Annotated in this window: 13 protein-coding genes; 8 read left to right on the forward strand and 5 right to left on the reverse strand. The window is 70.2% G+C overall.

From position 1 onward, the window contains the following. Window positions 1–66: 66 nt before the first annotated feature. Complete coding sequence (locus ORI60_RS02800) at window positions 67–1,350, reverse strand: hemolysin family protein (RefSeq protein ID WP_266033647.1); 1,284 nt, start codon at window positions 1,348–1,350, stop codon at window positions 67–69. 91 nt (window positions 1,351–1,441) lie between these two features. Between ORI60_RS02800 and ORI60_RS02805 the strand changes: the two genes are divergently transcribed. The 4 genes from ORI60_RS02805 to ORI60_RS02820 all read left to right on the forward strand — a co-directional run bounded on the left by ORI60_RS02805 (window position 1,442) and on the right by ORI60_RS02820 (window position 4,331). Then, on the forward strand, window positions 1,442–1,837 hold the full coding sequence (locus tag ORI60_RS02805) for an ATP-binding protein (protein ID WP_266033649.1): 396 nt from the start codon (window positions 1,442–1,444) through the stop codon (window positions 1,835–1,837). Between the two features lie 79 nt (window positions 1,838–1,916). After that, a complete protein-coding gene (locus ORI60_RS02810) occupies window positions 1,917–2,657 on the forward strand; it encodes a hypothetical protein (protein ID WP_266033651.1) in 741 nt (246 codons plus the stop codon). A 10-nt stretch (window positions 2,658–2,667) separates the two neighbouring features. After that, window positions 2,668–3,729 carry a sensor histidine kinase gene (locus ORI60_RS02815; protein WP_266033653.1) on the forward strand — a complete coding sequence of 354 codons (1,062 nt, stop codon included), beginning with the start codon at window positions 2,668–2,670 and terminating at the stop codon, window positions 3,727–3,729. Then, entirely contained in the window at window positions 3,726–4,331 is a 606-nt protein-coding gene (locus ORI60_RS02820) for a response regulator transcription factor (RefSeq protein ID WP_266033656.1), read from the forward strand. Before ORI60_RS02815 ends, ORI60_RS02820 begins: the two co-directional genes overlap by 4 nt. Before the next feature lie 266 nt (window positions 4,332–4,597). On the opposite strand, the gene ORI60_RS02825 is transcribed toward ORI60_RS02820, so the two are convergent. Together ORI60_RS02825 and ORI60_RS02830 are read right to left on the reverse strand one after the other, a co-directional pair. After that, window positions 4,598–5,680 carry an oxygenase MpaB family protein gene (locus ORI60_RS02825; RefSeq protein WP_266033659.1) on the reverse strand — a complete coding sequence of 361 codons (1,083 nt, stop codon included), beginning with the start codon at window positions 5,678–5,680 and terminating at the stop codon, window positions 4,598–4,600. A 116-nt stretch (window positions 5,681–5,796) separates the two neighbouring features. Further along, entirely contained in the window at window positions 5,797–6,438 is a 642-nt protein-coding gene (locus ORI60_RS02830) for a GntR family transcriptional regulator (protein WP_266033661.1), read from the reverse strand. Window positions 6,439–6,488: 50 nt separating this feature from the next. Here ORI60_RS02830 and ORI60_RS02835 point away from each other — a divergent pair, with 50 nt between their 5' ends. Further along, window positions 6,489–6,905: a VOC family protein gene (locus tag ORI60_RS02835; protein ID WP_266033663.1), complete on the forward strand. Its 417-nt coding sequence runs from the start codon at window positions 6,489–6,491 to the stop codon at window positions 6,903–6,905. A 97-nt stretch (window positions 6,906–7,002) separates the two neighbouring features. Further along, window positions 7,003–8,244 carry a cytochrome P450 gene (locus tag ORI60_RS02840; protein WP_266033665.1) on the forward strand — a complete coding sequence of 414 codons (1,242 nt, stop codon included), beginning with the start codon at window positions 7,003–7,005 and terminating at the stop codon, window positions 8,242–8,244. A 23-nt stretch (window positions 8,245–8,267) separates the two neighbouring features. Here the strand turns inward: ORI60_RS02840 and ORI60_RS02845 are convergent, their stop codons facing one another. Beyond that, window positions 8,268–8,858 carry a TetR/AcrR family transcriptional regulator gene (locus ORI60_RS02845; protein ID WP_266033667.1) on the reverse strand — a complete coding sequence of 197 codons (591 nt, stop codon included), beginning with the start codon at window positions 8,856–8,858 and terminating at the stop codon, window positions 8,268–8,270. A gap of 105 nt (window positions 8,859–8,963) precedes the next feature. Between ORI60_RS02845 and ORI60_RS02850 the strand changes: the two genes are divergently transcribed. Beyond that, on the forward strand, window positions 8,964–12,041 hold the full coding sequence (locus ORI60_RS02850) for a S8 family peptidase (RefSeq protein ID WP_266033669.1): 3,078 nt from the start codon (window positions 8,964–8,966) through the stop codon (window positions 12,039–12,041). Here the strand turns inward: ORI60_RS02850 and ORI60_RS02855 are convergent. Then, window positions 12,038–12,850: an NmrA family NAD(P)-binding protein gene (locus ORI60_RS02855; RefSeq protein WP_266033672.1), complete on the reverse strand. Its 813-nt coding sequence runs from the start codon at window positions 12,848–12,850 to the stop codon at window positions 12,038–12,040. The two genes, ORI60_RS02850 and ORI60_RS02855, sit on opposite strands and share 4 nt — an antisense overlap. Window positions 12,851–13,225: 375 nt before the next feature. Here ORI60_RS02855 and ORI60_RS02860 point away from each other — a divergent pair, with 375 nt between their 5' ends. Beyond that, window positions 13,226–17,032: a discoidin domain-containing protein gene (locus ORI60_RS02860; protein WP_266033675.1), complete on the forward strand. Its 3,807-nt coding sequence runs from the start codon at window positions 13,226–13,228 to the stop codon at window positions 17,030–17,032. Window positions 17,033–17,079: the final 47 nt, after the last annotated feature.

The following is a 17,079-nucleotide window of genomic DNA, read 5'->3' on the forward strand; positions in this document are numbered from 1 at the left end:
CGGTTCGGCGAACTCGCCGTCTGCGGGGCAGCGGCCCTATACACCGCTGCACTCGTGTGTAACGGTTCAGAGGTCCACTTCATTCCGCGGTTTCGCCTGTGACCTCAGCCTCACCAGGGTGATCGCGTGGTGCTCGACCTGCCGCACCTCGATCTTCCAGCCGGAGACCTCCACCACGTCGCCCGGCTCCTCCGGGATGCGGCCGAGGATCAGCAGCACCAGCCCGGCGATCGTGGAGTACGGCCCGGACGGCGCGTCGCGGAGTTCGACGCCGACGTCCACCAGGTCGTGGATCGGGAACGTGCCGGGCAGCTCGAGCGAACCGTCCGGCCCGGTCCTGACCCCGACCACGTCGGAGTCGGTCTCGTCGTAGATCTCACCGACGATCTCCTCCAGCAGGTCTTCCAGCGTCACGATGCCGTCGACCGCGCCGTGCTCGTCCACGACCAGCGCCAGCTGTTCGTGCTCGGCCTTCATGCGCCGCAACGCGTCCGTGACGCGCACCGAGTCCGGTAACACCATCGGTGCCCGTGCCACGTCCGCCAGGGGCACGGTGTCGTCCAGCAGGTCTCGCAGGTGCACCACACCGACCACGTCGTCGAGGTGCCCGTCCTTGGTCACCGGGGCCCGCGAATGTCCGGACCTCGCCAGGACTTCCCGTGCCGCGGGGGTGTCCAAACCTGATTCGACGATCGTCACCTGCCGCCGCGGCACCAGGACCTCGCGCAGCCGCCGTTCGTGGATCTCCAGCGCGCCGGTCATGATCGTGCGCTGTTCCTGGTTGAGATGCTGTTGCACCTCAACCAGATCCCGCAGCTCCTCCGCCGACATCTGTTCCTCGTCGGCGTCCGGGTCGCCGCCGAACACGCGCACCACGAGGTCGGTCGACTTGCTGAGCAGCCACACCGCGGGCCGGGAGATCGTCGACAGCAGGTCGAGCGTGCCGGCGACGATCTTCGACCAGCGCACGGCGTACTGCATCGCGAGGCGCTTGGGCGCCAGTTCCCCGAAGACCAGTGTGACGAACGTCAGCACCACGGTCACGAGCGCGATGGCGACCCCGTTCGCGGCGTTGCCGAGGAAGCTCAGCAGCGGCACGAACGGTGCCGCCAGGGAGACCGCGGCGGTCGCCGAGGCGAGGAACCCGGACAGCGTGATGCCGATCTGGACCGTCGCGAAGTACCTGTTCGGATCGCGTGCGAGCCGGACGAGCCGGCGGTGTCCTTCGCGTTCCAGCGAGCGCAGCTGGCCTTCGCGCAGTGACACGAATGCCATCTCACTGCCCGCGAAAGCCGCGTTGAGCAACACCAGAACCGCGACGAGTGCGAGGTTGAAGCCATAGCCGTCCACGCGTTTGGGGTAGCACGCACGGTGGTATTTCGCACCCTGACGGCCGTCTTGAGCAGCCAGGGGGGCCTGAAGTGGACGAGGTGGGATGGATATGGACACCCCAGAGGTGCTGAGCGCCTCCGCGAGGACCTTGCACACCCTGCCGGAGGACGAGCCGGATCTCGGCGCGATGCGCGCGTGGATCGGGACCCTGTTGAGGGATCTGCCGGAGGACGTCGTGCTCGACGTTCTGCTCGTGTGCACGGAGCTGGCGAGCAACGCCTACGAACACGCCGAGGGGCCGCGTGTCGTGCGGGTGCAACGGCACACGGACTTCATCCGGGTGGAGGTCGACGACCACACGCCGGCCGAACTTCCGCAGCTGGGGCGGTCACGTCTCGGTGACACGCGGGGCCGCGGGCTGGCGTTGATCGCCCAGCTCTCCCGCTGCTGGGGCACGCGGGAGTTCACGGGCGGGAAGACCCTCTGGGCAGAGGTGAACGCATAGTTCGTCTGTGCGTTTCGCACAGAGAAGTCGTGACAGCGCGCGGATGGGTCTTGCGGCGGGTCTCTTCGATTCTCGAAGCATGACGACAACGCTTTCGCCGGCGGTTCGGCCGCTGCTGCGCCACGGGGCAGAGATGTTCGTGGCGATGCTGATCGGAATGGCCCTGCTCGGGCCCCTCTTGACGCCTGGACAGGTCGAGCTGGCCGCCCTGTGGATGGCGGCCTCGATGTGCGTGCCGATGGCGCTGTGGATGCGCTACCACGGCCACGGCCGGGTCCTCGAGATGTGCGCGGCGATGGTCGTGCCGTACCTGGTGCTCCTGGTGCCGTACTGGTTCGGCGTGCTGGACGGGCACGCAGTCGAAATGGGCGGGCACCTGCTGATGGTGCCCGCGATGATCGCGGTGCTGGTCCTGCGCCGCCACGAGCACGGGACGCCCAGCACGAACCCGGTGGTCAGGGCCCTGGGTGAGCGCTGGCCCGCGGCGATCGCGCTGGCGATCTCGTTCGACTTCTGGCAGGCACCGGTGGTGCCTCCCGTGTGGACCCTGCTCGTGTGCCAGGCGGCCTACCTGTTCTGGGGACGGCGGGCGCCCCGGACGCAGCTCGCGGTGTTCGGCCTCTACGCGGCGCTGGCCGTGGCGGTGCTCCTCGTGTCGCCGCACAACGGGGTGCTGCTGATCGCGCTCGGGTGGGGCGCCCACGCCGTCTGGGACCTGGTGCACCACGTGCGCAACGCCGTCGTGCCGCGCTGGTGGTCGGAGTTCTGCGGCATCTTCGACCTTGTCATCGCGGTCACGATCCTGATGGTGTGGTTCTAGGCTGATGGCGATGAACGATCTCCCGCACACCGCGCTGCGCGGCACCCTCCACGTGCTGTGGCTGGGCTCGCTCGCCGTGCCGCTGGTCTCGGTGCTGCGCGAGCCGTCCGCGCTGCGCTGGCTCGGGGTGCTGGGACTGCTGGCGCTGGCCGTGGCGTACGCGGTGACGTTGCGGGGCGGGCCGCTGTGGGTGCTCGTGGCCGCGACGCTGGCGACGATCCCGCTCGTGGCGCCGGCCGGGCCGGAGGAGCTGTTCACGTGGGCGTGGATCGGCGGCGCCGCGGCCGGGTTCGCTCCGCTGCTGCTGAACGGCCCCTGGAGGTGGCTGGCGGCGATCTCCGCAGTCGTGGTCTCGGGCCTGGTCGGGTTCTTCGTCAGCCGCGACCACACGACGTACCAGATGATCGCGGCGGTCGTCGGGCTGACGATCATCGCGATGGCCGGGCTGCCGATGTGGTTCGCCGGACTGCTCGGGCAGGCTCGGGCCGGGCGCGAGGCGCAGGCGGAGCTCGCGGTGAGCGAGGAGCGGCTGCGGTTCGCGCGGGACGTCCACGACCTCCTGGGGCATCGGCTGACGGTGATCGCGCTGAAGTCCGAACTGGCCGGGCGGCTCGCCGCCACCGACCCGGAGCGGTCCGCGGCGGAGGCGTTCGAAGCGCAACGACTGGCGTCCTCGGCGCTGGAAGAGGTTCGTGACGCGGTGCACGGCTATCGCGCCGTGAACCTGCCCGAACAGCTTGAGGCCGTGCGGAACGTGATGCAGGAGGCCGGCATCCGGTGCACCGTCTCGGACGCACCGGTAGACGGTGAACGCGCCACTCAGCTCGCGCTGGCGTTGCGCGAGGCGTGCACCAACGTGCTGCGGCACAGCCACGCGACCTGGTGCATGATCGACGTCGCTGTCGCCGGCGAGGAGGTGCGGATGACCGTCACGAACGACGGCACCGAGAAGCCGTCCGGTGAGGGCAACGGGTTGCGCGGCCTCCGCGAGCGGCTCGCGGCCGTGGGCGGCCAGGTGTCCGTGGAGAAGTCCGGGGACGTGTTCACGCTGCAGGTCGTGGTGCCCGCGTGATCAGGGTCCTGCTGGCCGACGACGAGGAGCTGATCCGCGACGCGCTCGCGGCGCTGCTCGGCCTGGAGCCGGATCTCGAGGTGGTGGCCCGCGCCGGTGACGGCCGGGCCGCCGTGGAGGCCGCGCGGGCGCACCGCCCGGACGTGGCCGTGGTGGACCTGCAGATGCCGCTGCTCGACGGCCTGGAGGTCACCGAGGAACTGGCGCGCGTGCTGCCGACGTGCGCCGTGGTGGTCCTGACGGGCCGCGGCCGGCCGCCGCACCTGCAGCAGGCCCTGCACGCGGGCGCGAAGGGCTTCCTGCCCAAGGGATCGCCCGGCGGCACGCTGGCCGACGTGATCCGCCGCGTGCACGCCGGGTCGCGCTGGGTGGACCCGGCTCTCGCCGCCGACGCGCTCGCCGCTCCCCCGTGCCCGCTGACGCAGCGCGAGCTGGAGGTGTTGCGGCTCAGCGAGTTCGGCACCCCGGTCGCCGAGATCGCCGCGCGCACGTCGCTGTCCGCCGGGACGGTGCGCAACCACCTGTCCGCCGCCGTCACCAAGCTCGGTGTCGCGGGCCGCGCCGAGGCGTTCTCGGTCGCGCACGAGCACGGCTGGCTCTAGGCCGTGTCCCGGGAGTTCGTCCGGTGGCAGGCGCGGGCGAGAGACCCGGAGACGGCCAGGCCCGCCGCGAGACGTCGTGTCTGAGCCGACCAGCGCCAGCCCTCCACTCCCCGCTCCTGCTGCACGCGGGGTCCCCACGTCCGGCAGGGCACGCGGGATTTCGCGTGCGGTCCTACCGCACGGAAGCTCCCGCGTGCGGCCACCGAACATGAAAGGCGCCCACGTCAGAGGGTTCCGCCGTCCAGGACGGACATCTGGTCAGGCGCTCAGCGGCGGAGGCAGGCCGGCACGACCAGGGCGGTCGGCTGGCCGTCGGTGAGGGTGCGGACGCTCGCGCCGAGCAACACCTCGCCCGCCTTGTCGAGCACCGCGCGGGCGACGCGGCTGCGGTCCTCGCCGCGTTCGAACACGCCCATCACCTTCGCGCCCGTCCTGACCGCCCTGGCCCAGCCCCGGGAGCGCGGGACCTGCAGCCAGTCCGCGACCTCCTCGTCGACGACCTGCCGCACCATCGCCGCGACCACCCCGTCGAAAGCCTTGCCGGGTACGAACTTCTCGTACAGCTCGACGAGGTTCCTGGTGAGCTCGACGCCTTCCTCCGACGGCGCGTAGGACGCCCGCACCATGGTGTCGCTGAGCTCTTCGGCCTCCGCCAGCGTCTCCGGCATCACGTCCGCGCGGATGCCGAGCACCGCCCCCGCGACGCGCCAGACGTGGTAGTAGTCCTCGGCCTCGGTGTCGGTCACCGAGACGCCGATGCGGCGCATGCCCTCGACCACCTGCACCGAGAAGATCAGCAGCGCGCCGAGCAGGTCCTGCTGGCACACCGGGACGCCGTCCGCCTCGTGGTCCCACTCCGGTGAGCGGCCGACGAAGTAGCGGACCGCCGCGTGGATCAGCCGGGTCTTCTGGATGGTCGGCACGAACGAGCCGCCCGTGCCGAAAGCGTTGGGCTCCATCATGTTCAGCACGAACTGCGACGTCTCCGACAGCCGGCGGTGCGGCTGGTTGAGCCGGTGCGTGAGCGTGAGGACGCGGGACGGCCTGGGCTGCGCGTAGCAGTTGACCATCGCACCGAACGACAGCACCGACGCCACGTGCACCCCGTCGTCGACGAAGAACTCGTGCGCGCGGGCGACGCGTTCCTCGTCCATCCACTCGGGCGGGTCGTCGGTGGCGACGAGGTAGTCGCGGACCACGGGCGGCAGGTGCTCCGGGACGGGCTCGTCGTTGCCGCGGAACTCCGCGAGCACCTGGTTGACCTCGTTCAGGTCGCCGCTCTCGATCAGGTGCGCGATGACGGCGTCGGCGAGCGGGTCGCCCTCGTACTTCAGTGCCTGCAGGTCCACGCCGCCGAGCGTAGGAGCGCCGGCGGGCGGTTGATCGTTCCGATCACCTCTTCAGCCCAGTGGATCCACGCGTTCGTGAGCGGTGGTGATCTCGATCGGAGTAGAGGCGGCCAGGATCAGGAACCTGAGGTGAGGACGTCGAAGGCGTGCCTGCGGTGCTCCGCGAACAGCTTCAGCGCCCCCTCGGCGTTCCCCAGCCGCAGCGCGGCCACCAGGTCCCGGTGCTCGTCGCGGATCTGCTCCAGGTAGCCGTCCGTGCTCAGCCGCACCCGCGTGATCAGGAACAGGTGCACCTGCGACCGGATCGCCTCCCAGGCCTGGGTCAGCCGCGAGTGGCCGGCGGCGGCGTACACGGCGTCGTGGAACGCGATGTCGCACCGCACCATCTCGTGCGGTGTCGAGGCGCGCTCCATCTCCAGCGCCGCCGCGGCGATCTTCTCCAGCGAGGCGCCCGTGGCCACCACGCGCTGGACGGCGAGCGTCTCCAGGGCGCCCCGCAGACTGTCCAGCTCGGCCACGTCCTCGAGCGACAGCTCGGCCACCGTGGTGCCCCGGTGCCACTCGGTGCGCACCAGGCCCTCGTGTTCGAGCAGGCGCAGCGCGTCCCGCACGGGGCCGCGGGAGACCTGCAGGGCCGTGGACAGCTCCACCTCGCGCAGCGCGCTGCCCGGCGGGTAGCCGCCGTCGAAGATGGCCACGCGGATCATGTCCGCGACCTCGCTGCCCAGACCTCGCCGTCGCGCCGGACCCACTGTCATGTGAGCAATGTTAACAAGACGACATCTTGTCTGAATGTTAACATTCCTACATGCCGAACATCCCCCGTTTCCACCTCGCCATGCCCGTCGACGACCTCTCCGCCGCTCGCGAGTTCTACGGCGAGACCCTCGGCCTGGAGCAGGGCCGCAGTTCCGACACCTGGATCGACTGGAACCTGCACGGCCACCAGTTCGTCACCCACCTCGCGCCGAGGACCGAGCGCGTCAGCAACCCGGTCGACGGCCACGACGTGCCGGTCCCCCACTTCGGCCTGGTCCTGACCGTGGACGAGTTCCAGGCCCTGGCGGCCAGGCTGGCGGACGCCGGCACGAAGTTCGTCATCGAGCCGTACGTGCGGTTCAAGGGCGAGCCCGGTGAGCAGTGGACGATGTTCCTGCTGGACCCCGCGGGCAACGCGCTGGAGTTCAAGGCCTTCGCGAACGACGCGCAGGTGTTCGCGGTCTGAGGCTCCCCCAAAAATCTTGCACAACGCGCAAGTATCGGTACCGTGGAGGTGACGCCGAGCCACGACCCGGTCACACCGGGTCAGACAGGGAGAGGCCATGTCCACGGCCGAGCGGCAGCGCAGCGCGCAGGAGCTCATCCGCCCGCAGTTGCCCGCCGAACTCACCAACCGCGGCAAGTGCCCGTTCGACCCGGCCACCGGGCTGACCGAGCTGAGCGGGCACGGGCGGATCCACAGGATCGAGCACAACGGCGACACCGTCTGGCTCGTCACCGGACACGACGAGGCACGGGCGGTGCTCGCCGCGCCGCAGATGAGCTCGGACCGGGTCAACAGCCCGCGGGCGAGGGCGCTGATCTCTCCCGAGCTGCACGCGGAGCTGTTCCCGCCGGAGCGCAGGGCCGGGTCGTTCATCTTCATGGACGCCCCCGAACACACCCGCTACCGCCGGATGCTGACCGGGCAGTTCACCGTGCGCAGGATGCGGGACCTCACGCCGCGCGTGCACGAGATCGTCACGGCCCAGCTCGACGCGATGATCGAGAAGGGACCGCCCGCCGATCTCGTGCACGACTTCGCGCTGCCCGTGCCGTCACTGGTGATCTGCGAACTGCTCGGCGTCGACTACGGCGACCGCGACGAGTTCCAGCGCCGCACGGCCAAGCTGCTCAGCCTGAACACCACGGTCGACGAACAGATCAAGAACACCACCGAGCTGCGGAAGTTCATGTACGGGCTCGTGTGCGCGAAGCGGCGGAGTCCCGGCGACGACCTGCTGTCCGGGCTCGTGCGCGACACCGACCTCGACGACAACGAGCTCACCGGCATCGCGAACCTGCTGCTCATCGCGGGCCACGAGACGACGGCGAACATGCTGGCGCTCGGCACGTTCGCGCTGCTGGAGCACCCCGACCAGTTCGCGAGGCTCCGCGACGACCCGGACCTGGTCGAGAACGCGGTCGAGGAGCTGCTGCGGTACCTGTCGATCATCAGCTCGGGCGTCTCACGGCACGCCAAGGAGGACGTCGTGATCGGCGGCGCCACCATCCGCGCCGGCGAGACGGTCGTGGTGTCGGTGCCCGCGGCCAACCGCGACGACAGCCAGTACGACGACCCGCACGCGCTCCTCGTCGACCGGCCGCGCGGCCACCACGTGGCGTTCGGGCACGGCATCCACCAGTGCCTCGGCCAGCAGCTGGCGCGGGTGGAGATGGCGGTCGGCTTCAGCGAGCTGTTGCGCCGGTTGCCGGCGCTCGAGCTCGCCGTGCCCGCCGCCGAGGTGCCGTTGCGGACCGACATGTCGATCTACGGCGTGCACAGGCTCCCGGTCACCTGGTGAACGCCGTCACCTGGTGAACGCCGTCACCGGGTGAACCCGGCACCGAGCTGGTCGATCATCCGGCCGACCAGCTCGGTGACGTCGAACCTGTCCGTGGCCTGGGGTGTGTCCAGCCACCACTGCACGACCGCGCGCATCGACGCGAGGATCGTCGACGCCGTCACCGCCGGATAGGGGTCCACCTCGGGGTCGGCGCCGCAGCGCACCGCGATCGCCGCTGCCAGGGCCTGCTCGCGGGCGGAGTAGGCGGCGAACACGTGCGGCAGCAGCGCGGGGTCGCGCCGGAGCCGGCGCAGCTGCCGGAGGCGGTCGAGGTCGACGTGGCGCGGGTAGATCGTCCGCAGGGCCTCGCGCAGGGCGACGAGCACCGGTTCGTCCGCGGGCCGCGCGGCGAACTCCTCCACGAACGCGAGCGCCGTCGCCGTGTCCCCGGCGACGACCGCTTCCTCCTTGGAGGAGAAGTAGTTGAAGAACGTCCGCAGCGACACCCCGGCCGCCCGCGCGATCTGGTCCACCGTCACCCGGTCGAGGCCGTGCTCCACGCACAGGCTCCAGGCGGCGTCACCCAGCGCTTCCCTGGTCGCCGCCTTCTTGCGTTCACGCAGGCCCGTCATGGCGCAAAGATTAAAGCGTGCCGGAAATTGGTGTAGACCTTGTCAGCCAGGTGAGCACCTCATTACGGTCCGTGAGAACGCTCTCACACACCTACGGAGGACCGGGTGCGCTTACTCGGAGTCGTCGTACTGGCCGGCGCACTGCTCACCGCGGGCCAGGTCCATGCCTCTCCATCCCCCGCCGCGGCACCGGCGCCCACCGTCACGCTGATCACCGGTGACCAGGTGCTCACCGGGCAGCGCGCGATCAGGCCCGCGCCCGGCCGCGAACGCGTCCTGTTCTCGACGTACACCGTCGCGGGACACGAGTACGTGGTGCCGCACGACGCCATTCCGATGATCGCGGACGGCCGTCTCGACGAGCGCCTCTTCGACGTCACCGAGCTCGCGGCGTACGGCGGCGCCCTCCCGGTCATCGCCACCTACCCCGAAGGCACCCTGATCGCGCAGTCCGGTCTCCAGCTGCGCAGCATCAACGGCGTGGCGTTCGACGCGGCCAAGACGCCGCTCGCGGGCACGTTCTCCGCGTCGGGCGCGAAGAAGATCTGGCTCGACGCCCAGCGCCAGGCGAACCTCGACCGCAGCGTCGCCCAGATCAACGCCCCCGCCGCCCACGCGGCGGGCCTCACCGGCAAGGGCATCACGGTCGCCGTCCTCGACACCGGCGTCGACGACACCCACCCGGACCTCGCGGACCGGGAGGTCGGGGAGCGCAACTTCTCCAACTCCCCCGACAACGACGACCACTACGGCCACGGCACGCATGTGGCGTCGATCGTGGCGGGCACCGGCGCGAAGAGCGGCGGCAAGTACCGCGGCGTCGCGCCGGACGCGAGCATCCTCGACGTGAAGGTGCTGGGCGACAACGGTTCCGGGCAGGACAGCGGGATCATCGCCGGCATGGAGTGGGCGGTCGAGCAGGGTGCCCGGATCATCAACATGAGCCTCGGCGGCTACGACACGCCCGAGGTCGAACCCCTCGAAGAGGCCGTGAACCGCCTCAGCGCCGAGAAGGGCGCGCTGTTCGTGATCGCCGCCGGCAACAGCGGCCCCAACGCGCGCACGGTCGGCTCACCCGGCACCGCCGACGCGGCGCTGACCGTCGGCGCGGTCGACGACCGCAACGGCATCGCGGAGTTCTCGAGCCGCGGCCCGACGCAGGCGGGCACGCTCAAGCCCGACCTCACCGCGCCCGGCGTCGGCATCGTCGCCGCCCTGCACTCCGACGGCAGGATCGGCGCGCCCGTCGCCGACGGCTACACCTCGCTCGACGGCACCTCGATGGCGACCCCGCACGTCGCGGGCGCGGCGGCACTGCTGCGCCAGCAGCACCCGGAACTGGACGGCGCCGCCCTCAAAGCACGGCTCACCGGCACCACGACGCCGACGGAGGAGCTCACGCCGTTCGAGCAGGGCTCCGGCCGCGTCGACGTCGCCAAGCTGATCCAGCAGAACGTGACCTCCAGCCCGGCCAGCGTCAGCTTCGGCGCGCACCAGTGGCCGCACACCGGCGAACCCGCGCTGACCCAGGAGATCACCTACTCCAACGCGGGCTCCGAAGCCGTCACGCTCGACCTGTCGGCGGAGACGAACGGCGCCCTGTTCAGCGTGTCGCCCGCCAAGCTCACCGTCCCGGCGGGCGGTACCGCGAAGGCCACGGTCACCGCGGACGTCGCCCAGCAGCCCGCGGGCGGGGTCTTCGGCGGCGCGATCGTCGCGAGCGGCGTGCGCACGGCCGTCGTCGCCGACCTGGAGGTGGAGAGCTACGACGTCCAGGTCACCGGTGTCGAGCGCTCCGGCGCCGCGACCGCCTCGACGTTCGCGAGCATGATCAACGTCGACACCGGCGCCCGCGTGTGGCCGAACAGCACGACCGGCGTCGCCCGCGTCGCCAAGGGCCGCTACATCCTGACCGGCAGCGTGATCTCGTCCGGCGCCGCCTACACCCACGACGTCGTCAACTACCCGAACCTGACCGTCTCCGGCGCCACGACGATCACCCTCGACGCGCGCCAGGCGAAGCCGGTCAAGGTGACGCTGCCCGTCACCGCTCAGCTCTCGTTGCTGCAGACCGGTTTCGAGCGGGTCGTCGACGGCACCGCCTACACCATCGGCAACTTCTCGGTCGGCGGCTCCACCGACCACCTCGGCGTCGCGAGCCTCGGTCCCGACTCGGACGAGGTCACCGGCAAGATCGCCACGTTCTGGACCGCGGGCCCCGACTTCTACGGACTCGCCTGGTACCAGAAGGGATCCGCCCCGGACGGCCTGACGAAGACCGTCGCGAAGAAGGACCTCGCGTCGGTCAAGGTCGACATGCCCGCTCTCAAGCCGGGTCAGAGCGCGTCCATCGGCCACACCTCCTCGCCCGAGGGCCGCGCCGACTGGACCTACGGTTCGCTGGACAACTTCGTTCCCGGCCCGCGCACCGAGTACTACGGCGGCGAGGGCGGTGACTGGTCGCGCAGGTTCACCCTGTTCGACGAGAACGGCTTCGCCGGCGCGCTCGTCACCCCGTTGCGGCACTACAGGCCGGGCAGGTCCTACCTGGAACCGTTCCACCGCCCGGTGTTCGGCCCGGCGCTGCCCCCGGCCCGCGACGTCCCGCACTCGTTCCGCACCGGCGACCTCGTCCGGATCACCGTGCCGCTGTACGGCGACAACGCGGGCAACGAGGGCTACGGCCCCGTGACCGAGGCCCGCACGACCCTGTACCGCGACGGCGTGAAGGCCGTGGAGACGGCCGAACCGGGCTGGGCCGTGGCCGACGTCCAGCCCGGCGCCGCGCACTACCGCCTGGAGACGTCCGCCGTCCGGGACAACGCGCTGAGCTCCAGGATCTCCGGCGTGTGGACGTTCCGCAGCGACACGACGGCTCGGCAGACGGCGTTGCCGCTGTCGGTCATCCGCTTCGCCCCGCAGCTGGACGACGACGGCTACGCCCGCGCCGGCCAGATGCTCTCGGTGCCGATCTCCACGCAGTCGCAGGTGGACTCGGTGCGCGTGACGTCGGTCGAGGTCTCCTACGACGGCGGCACGACGTGGAAGCGCACGCAGATCACGGCCAACCGCGTGCTGCTCGCCCACCCGAAGGACGCCAAGTCGGTCTCCCTGCGCGCCAAGGCCTCCGGCAGCGGCCAGACCGTGGAGCAGACGATCGTCGACGCGTACCTGCTGCGCTAGAGGAAGGCGCCCGCGTGCTCCCGAGCCCACGAGGCGAAGGAGCGCGCGGGCCTTCCCAGCACGTCCTCGACATCGCGCACCACCGTGTACCCCTCGGCGGGCATGTCCCGCTTCCACCCGAGCAGGACGTCGACGACCTCGCGAGGCCTCCCCGCGCGGAGCATCTCGTCGCGCGCCTCCTCCTCGGACTGCTCGACGTAGGTGACCTCCCGCCCGATCGCCGCGCCGATCGCCGCCACCTGTTCCGGCACGGACAACGCCTCCGGCCCCGTCAACGTGTACGTGCGGCCGCCGTGCCCACCCCTCACGAGCACGGCGGCCGCCACCGCGCCGATGTCGCCTTCGTGCACGAGCGCACTCCGCGCGTACGCGAACGGCTCGCGCACCACCCCCTCCCGGCGCACCGACTCGGCCCAGACCAGCGAGTTCGACATGAAGTCCATCGGCCGCAGCACGGTCCACTCCAGCGAGCTCGCCGTGACCGCCTCCTCCAGCGGGCTCCGGTACCCGCTCCACAGCACCGTGATCCTGCGGACACCGGCCTTCTCCGCCCGCTGCACCAGCTCCGGCCCGGTGAGCAGCGCGGCGTAGTCGGCACCCGCGTTCGACAGCAGGTGCACGCCCGTGACGCCGTCGAACGGAATCGTCTCGGGCCGCGTCAGGTCTCCCTCGACGACCTCGACCCCGGCCGGAAGCCGCGCCGCCGCCGCGTTCCTGGTGACCGCGCGGACCCGCTGGCCGAGCGCGAGGAGTTCCTTCACCACCTGGGCTCCGGCGTTCCCGGTCGCCCCCGTCACGAGAACCGTCATGGAGCCGAACGTAGAACCTGCAGTTCACTCGAGGTCAAGCAAGTTCACGAAGCTCTCAAACTTGCGCAAACCTTACGCAAGCACGGCAAACACGGAGCAAGCGGCCGCAAGCCAAAAGATCGGCCCACCATCAATTTTCGAGCCAGGTTCGGGCCCGAACCTCCCGCAAAGCCGTCCGTCCAGCCGCTGGTGATCGCCCTTGCCGACGCTGGCACACTGGTCGGATACGGGAACGAACACCCGTCTTTCCTGTTCAGAGCGCTATGTCGCAAATTTGCGCAATCACGTCGAGATATTGCGGTAATCTGCTGGTCACTTCTACGGTGAGGCGCGCCACACCCCCTCGCGTCCCCACCGAGAAGGGCCAAGCACGCCATGTCACCGACGACACGCGTTCGCTCCCTGCTAGCCCCGATAGCGGCACTGATCACCGCGGCGGCGACCCTGACCACCGCCCCCGCGGCCCAGGCCGCCCCTGTCAGCCTGGACCTGGCCGAACAGACCCGGATCGACCAGGTCACCCTCACGTCCTCCAGGAACGGCACCGAGACGTTCGCCGTGCAGACGAGCCTGGACGGCAGAGGCTGGTCGACGCTGGTCGCGGAACGCCCACACGACTTCAGGAACGGCAAGGTGACGTTCCAGGTCGACCCGACGCTGGTCCGGCACGTCCGCGCCACCAGCACCACGGCCAAGCTCGAGGTGCGCGAGGCCGCGGTCGGCGCGAACCTCCAGGCCACGTACAGCGCGAGCAGCACCAACCAGAACTACGGGCCGGGCAACGCCGGCGACGGCAACCAGGGCACGTACTGGGAGAGCGCGAACAACGCGTTCCCGCAGTGGATCCAGGCCGATCTGGGCGCCGCCGTGAAGGCCGACCGGGTCGTGCTGAAGCTCCCGACCGGCGGCTGGGGCGCCCGCACCCAGACCCTCGCGGTCCAGGGCGGCACCGACGGCCAGAACTTCACGGACCTCGTCGCCTCCCGGGGGTACGAGTTCACGCCGTCCGCGAACAACACCGTCACCATCGACTTCACCGCCGCGACCACGCGCTACGTCCGGCTGCGGATCACGGCCAACACCGGCTGGCCGGCAGCCCAGCTCAGCGAGTTCGAGGTGCAGGGCCCCACCGGGGGTGACACGCAGGCGCCGAGCGCGCCGGGCAACCTCGCCCTGACCCAGCCGCAGGCCGGGCAGATCCGGCTGACCTGGAACGCGAGCACGGACAACACGGGCGTCACCGCCTACGACGTCTACGCCAACGGCACCCTGCGGACCACGGTGACCGGCACGACCTACACCGACAGCCAGCCCGACGGCCTGCGCGTGAGCTACCACGTCATCGCGAAGGACGCGGCGGGCAACCAGTCCCCCGCCAGCAACACCGTGACGCGCGAAGGCGCCACGGGCACGAACCTGGCGCAGGGCAAGCCGGTCACGGCGAACAACAACGTGCACAACTTCGTCGCCGCCAACGCCAACGACGGAAACCTGGCCACCTACTGGGAGTCCAACGGGTTCCCCGGCACGCTGACCGTCCAGCTGGGATCGAACGCGGACGTCAGCTCGGTCGCGGTCAAGCTCAACCCCGACAGCGCGTGGGGTGCCCGCACGCAGAACGTCGAGGTCCTCGGCCGCGAGCAGAACGCCACCGGCTTCACGAGCCTGACCGCCGGCCGTGACTACCGCTTCGACCCGGCCTCCGGCAACGCGGTCACGATCAACGCGGCCGGACGGGTCGCCGACGTGCAACTGCGCGTCACGTCCAACACCGGTGCGCCCGGCGCCCAGGTGGCGGAGGTCCAGGTGTTCGGCACCCCTGCCCCGAATCCCGACCTCACCGTCACCACGACGTCGATCACGCCGGCGAGCCCCGTCGAGACCGACCAGATCACGCTGAACGCGACGGTCCGCAACGCGGGCTCAGCGGCCAGCGCCGCCACCGACGTGACGTTCTTCCTCGGCACCACCGCTGTCGGCACGGCTCAGGTCGGCGCCCTGGCGGCGGGTGCGCAGGCCACCGCGAGCACCACGATCGCGGCCCGTCCCTCCGGCAGCTACGAGTACACGGCCAAGGTCGACGAGACCAAGAAGGTCGCGGAGCAGAACGAGACCAACAACGCCCGAATCCACCCGGACCCGCTGGTCGTGACGCCGGTCCCGAGCTCCGACCTGGTGGCCGTGCCGTCCTGGTCGCCGAGCAACCCGGCCGGCGGCCAGACCACGACGTTCAGCGTCGCGATCAAGAACCAGGGCACCACCGCCAGCGCGGCCGGCGCGCACGGCGTCACGGTCACGATCCTGAACAGCAGCGGCCAGGCCGTGCGCACGCTGACCGGCAGCCACACCGGCACGATCAACGCGGGCGCGACCACCGCCCCGCTCACCCTCGGCACGTGGCCCGCCGCCGACGGCCGCTACACCGTCCGCACCGTCATCGCCAATGACGGCAACGAGATCCCGGCCAAGCAGGGCAACAACACCAGCGAGCAGTCGCTGTTCATCGGCCGCGGTGCCAGCGTCCCGTGGCAGCACGTCGAGGCCGAGGACGCCACCGTCGGCGGTGGCGCGCAGGTCCTCGGTCCGAACAGGACGATCGGCGACCTCGCCGGTGAGGCCTCCGGCCGCCGCGCCGTCACGCTGAACGGGACCGGCCAGTCGGTCGAGTTCACGACGTCCGGCCCCACCAACACCCTCGTCACCCGGTTCTCCATCCCGGACAGCTCCGGTGGCGGCGGCATCACGTCGAACCTCAACGTCTACGTCAACGGCCAGTTCCACAAGGCCATCGACCTGACCTCCAAGTACATCTGGCTCTACGGCAACGAGGCCGAACCGGGCAACTCACCGGGAGCGGGCGGGCCGCGCCACATCTACGACGAGGCGAACGTGATGCTCAACTCGACGTTCCCGGCGGGCACGAAGATCAAGCTGCAGAAGGACGCGGCCAACACCACGAACTACGCGATCGACTTCGTGAACTTCGAACAGGTGACGGCCGCCGCGAACCCCGATGCCGCACGCTACGCCGTGCCCGCCGGGTTCACCCACCAGGACGTGCAGAACGCGCTCGACCGCGTCCGGATGGACACGACCGGCGCCCTGGTCGGCGTCTACCTGCCCGCGGGCACCTACCCGACGGCGCAGAAGTTCCAGGTCTACGGCAAGGCGGTCCGGGTCGTCGGCGCGGGTCCCTGGTTCACCCGGTTCCAGGCGCCGCCCACGCAGGAGAACACCGACATCGGCTTCAGCGCGCAGCCGTCCGCGAGCGGGTCGACGTTCAGCGGGTTCGCCGTCTTCGGCAACTACACCGCGCGCATCAACGGGCCGGGCAAGGTGTTCGACCTCGCCGGCGTGCAGAACATGACCATCGAGAACATCTGGGTCGAGCACATGATGTGCCTGTTCTGGGGCAACAACGTCGACAACAACGTCATCCGGGACAGCCGCATCCGCGACATGTACGCGGACGGCCTCAACCTGACCAACGGCTCGGCGGGCAACCGGATCGCGAACATCGAGGCCCGGTCGACCGGGGACGACGCGTTCGCGTTGTTCGCCGCCACCGACAGCGGTGGGAGCGGCCAGCAGAACAACGTCTTCGAGAACCTCTCGGTGCTGACCCCGTGGCGCGCGGCCGGTCTCGCGGTCTACGGCGGCAAGCTCAACACGTTCCGCAACATCTACGTGGCGGACACGCTCACCTACTCCGCCGTGACGATCAGCTCGCTCGACTTCGGTTACCCGATGGAGGACTTCGGGCCGGAGCCGACGACGTTCAGCGGGCTCACGCTCGTCCGCTCCGGTGGCCACTTCTGGGGCGCGCAGACGTTCGGCGCGATCTGGATGTTCTCCGCCTCCAAGAAGTACACGGGGATCCGGGTGAGCGACGTCGAGATCGTCGATCCGACGTACAGCGGAATCATGTTCCAGACGAAGTACAACGGTGCGGCCGAGAACGTCTTCCAGGACACGGTGCTGTCCAACGTGAGCATCTCGGGTGCGCGCAAGAGCGGCGACGCCTTCGACGCCAAGTCCGGCTTCGGCCTGTGGGCCAACGAGATGCCGGAGCAGGGTCAGGGCCCGGCCGTCGGTGAGGTCACGTTCAACGGTCTCAGGTTCAGCAACAACTTCCAGGACATCAGGAACACGACGTCCACCTTCAAGATCATCATCAACTGATTTCCCTGCCGCGAAGGACAATTCAATGAAAAACACGCTAGTGAGGC

It is taken from the genome of Lentzea sp. NEAU-D7 (assembly GCF_026242055.1).
GTDB lineage: Bacteria > Actinomycetota > Actinomycetes > Mycobacteriales > Pseudonocardiaceae > Lentzea.

What these genes read in the sequence shown, in the direction of transcription:
- ORI60_RS02805 (WP_266033649.1), top strand. Translation starts at nt 1,442, where the DNA reads ATGGACACCCCAGAGGTGCTGAGCGCCTCCGCGAGGACCTTGCACACC.
- ORI60_RS02810 (WP_266033651.1), top strand. Translation starts at nt 1,917, where the DNA reads ATGACGACAACGCTTTCGCCGGCGGTTCGGCCGCTGCTGCGCCACGGG.
- ORI60_RS02815 (WP_266033653.1), top strand. Translation starts at nt 2,668, where the DNA reads ATGAACGATCTCCCGCACACCGCGCTGCGCGGCACCCTCCACGTGCTG.
- ORI60_RS02830 (WP_266033661.1), bottom strand. Translation starts at nt 6,438, where the DNA reads ATGACAGTGGGTCCGGCGCGACGGCGAGGTCTGGGCAGCGAGGTCGCG.
- ORI60_RS02835 (WP_266033663.1), top strand. Translation starts at nt 6,489, where the DNA reads ATGCCGAACATCCCCCGTTTCCACCTCGCCATGCCCGTCGACGACCTC.
- ORI60_RS02840 (WP_266033665.1), top strand. Translation starts at nt 7,003, where the DNA reads ATGTCCACGGCCGAGCGGCAGCGCAGCGCGCAGGAGCTCATCCGCCCG.
- ORI60_RS02845 (WP_266033667.1), bottom strand. Translation starts at nt 8,858, where the DNA reads ATGACGGGCCTGCGTGAACGCAAGAAGGCGGCGACCAGGGAAGCGCTG.
- ORI60_RS02855 (WP_266033672.1), bottom strand. Translation starts at nt 12,850, where the DNA reads ATGACGGTTCTCGTGACGGGGGCGACCGGGAACGCCGGAGCCCAGGTG.
- ORI60_RS02860 (WP_266033675.1), top strand. Translation starts at nt 13,226, where the DNA reads ATGTCACCGACGACACGCGTTCGCTCCCTGCTAGCCCCGATAGCGGCA.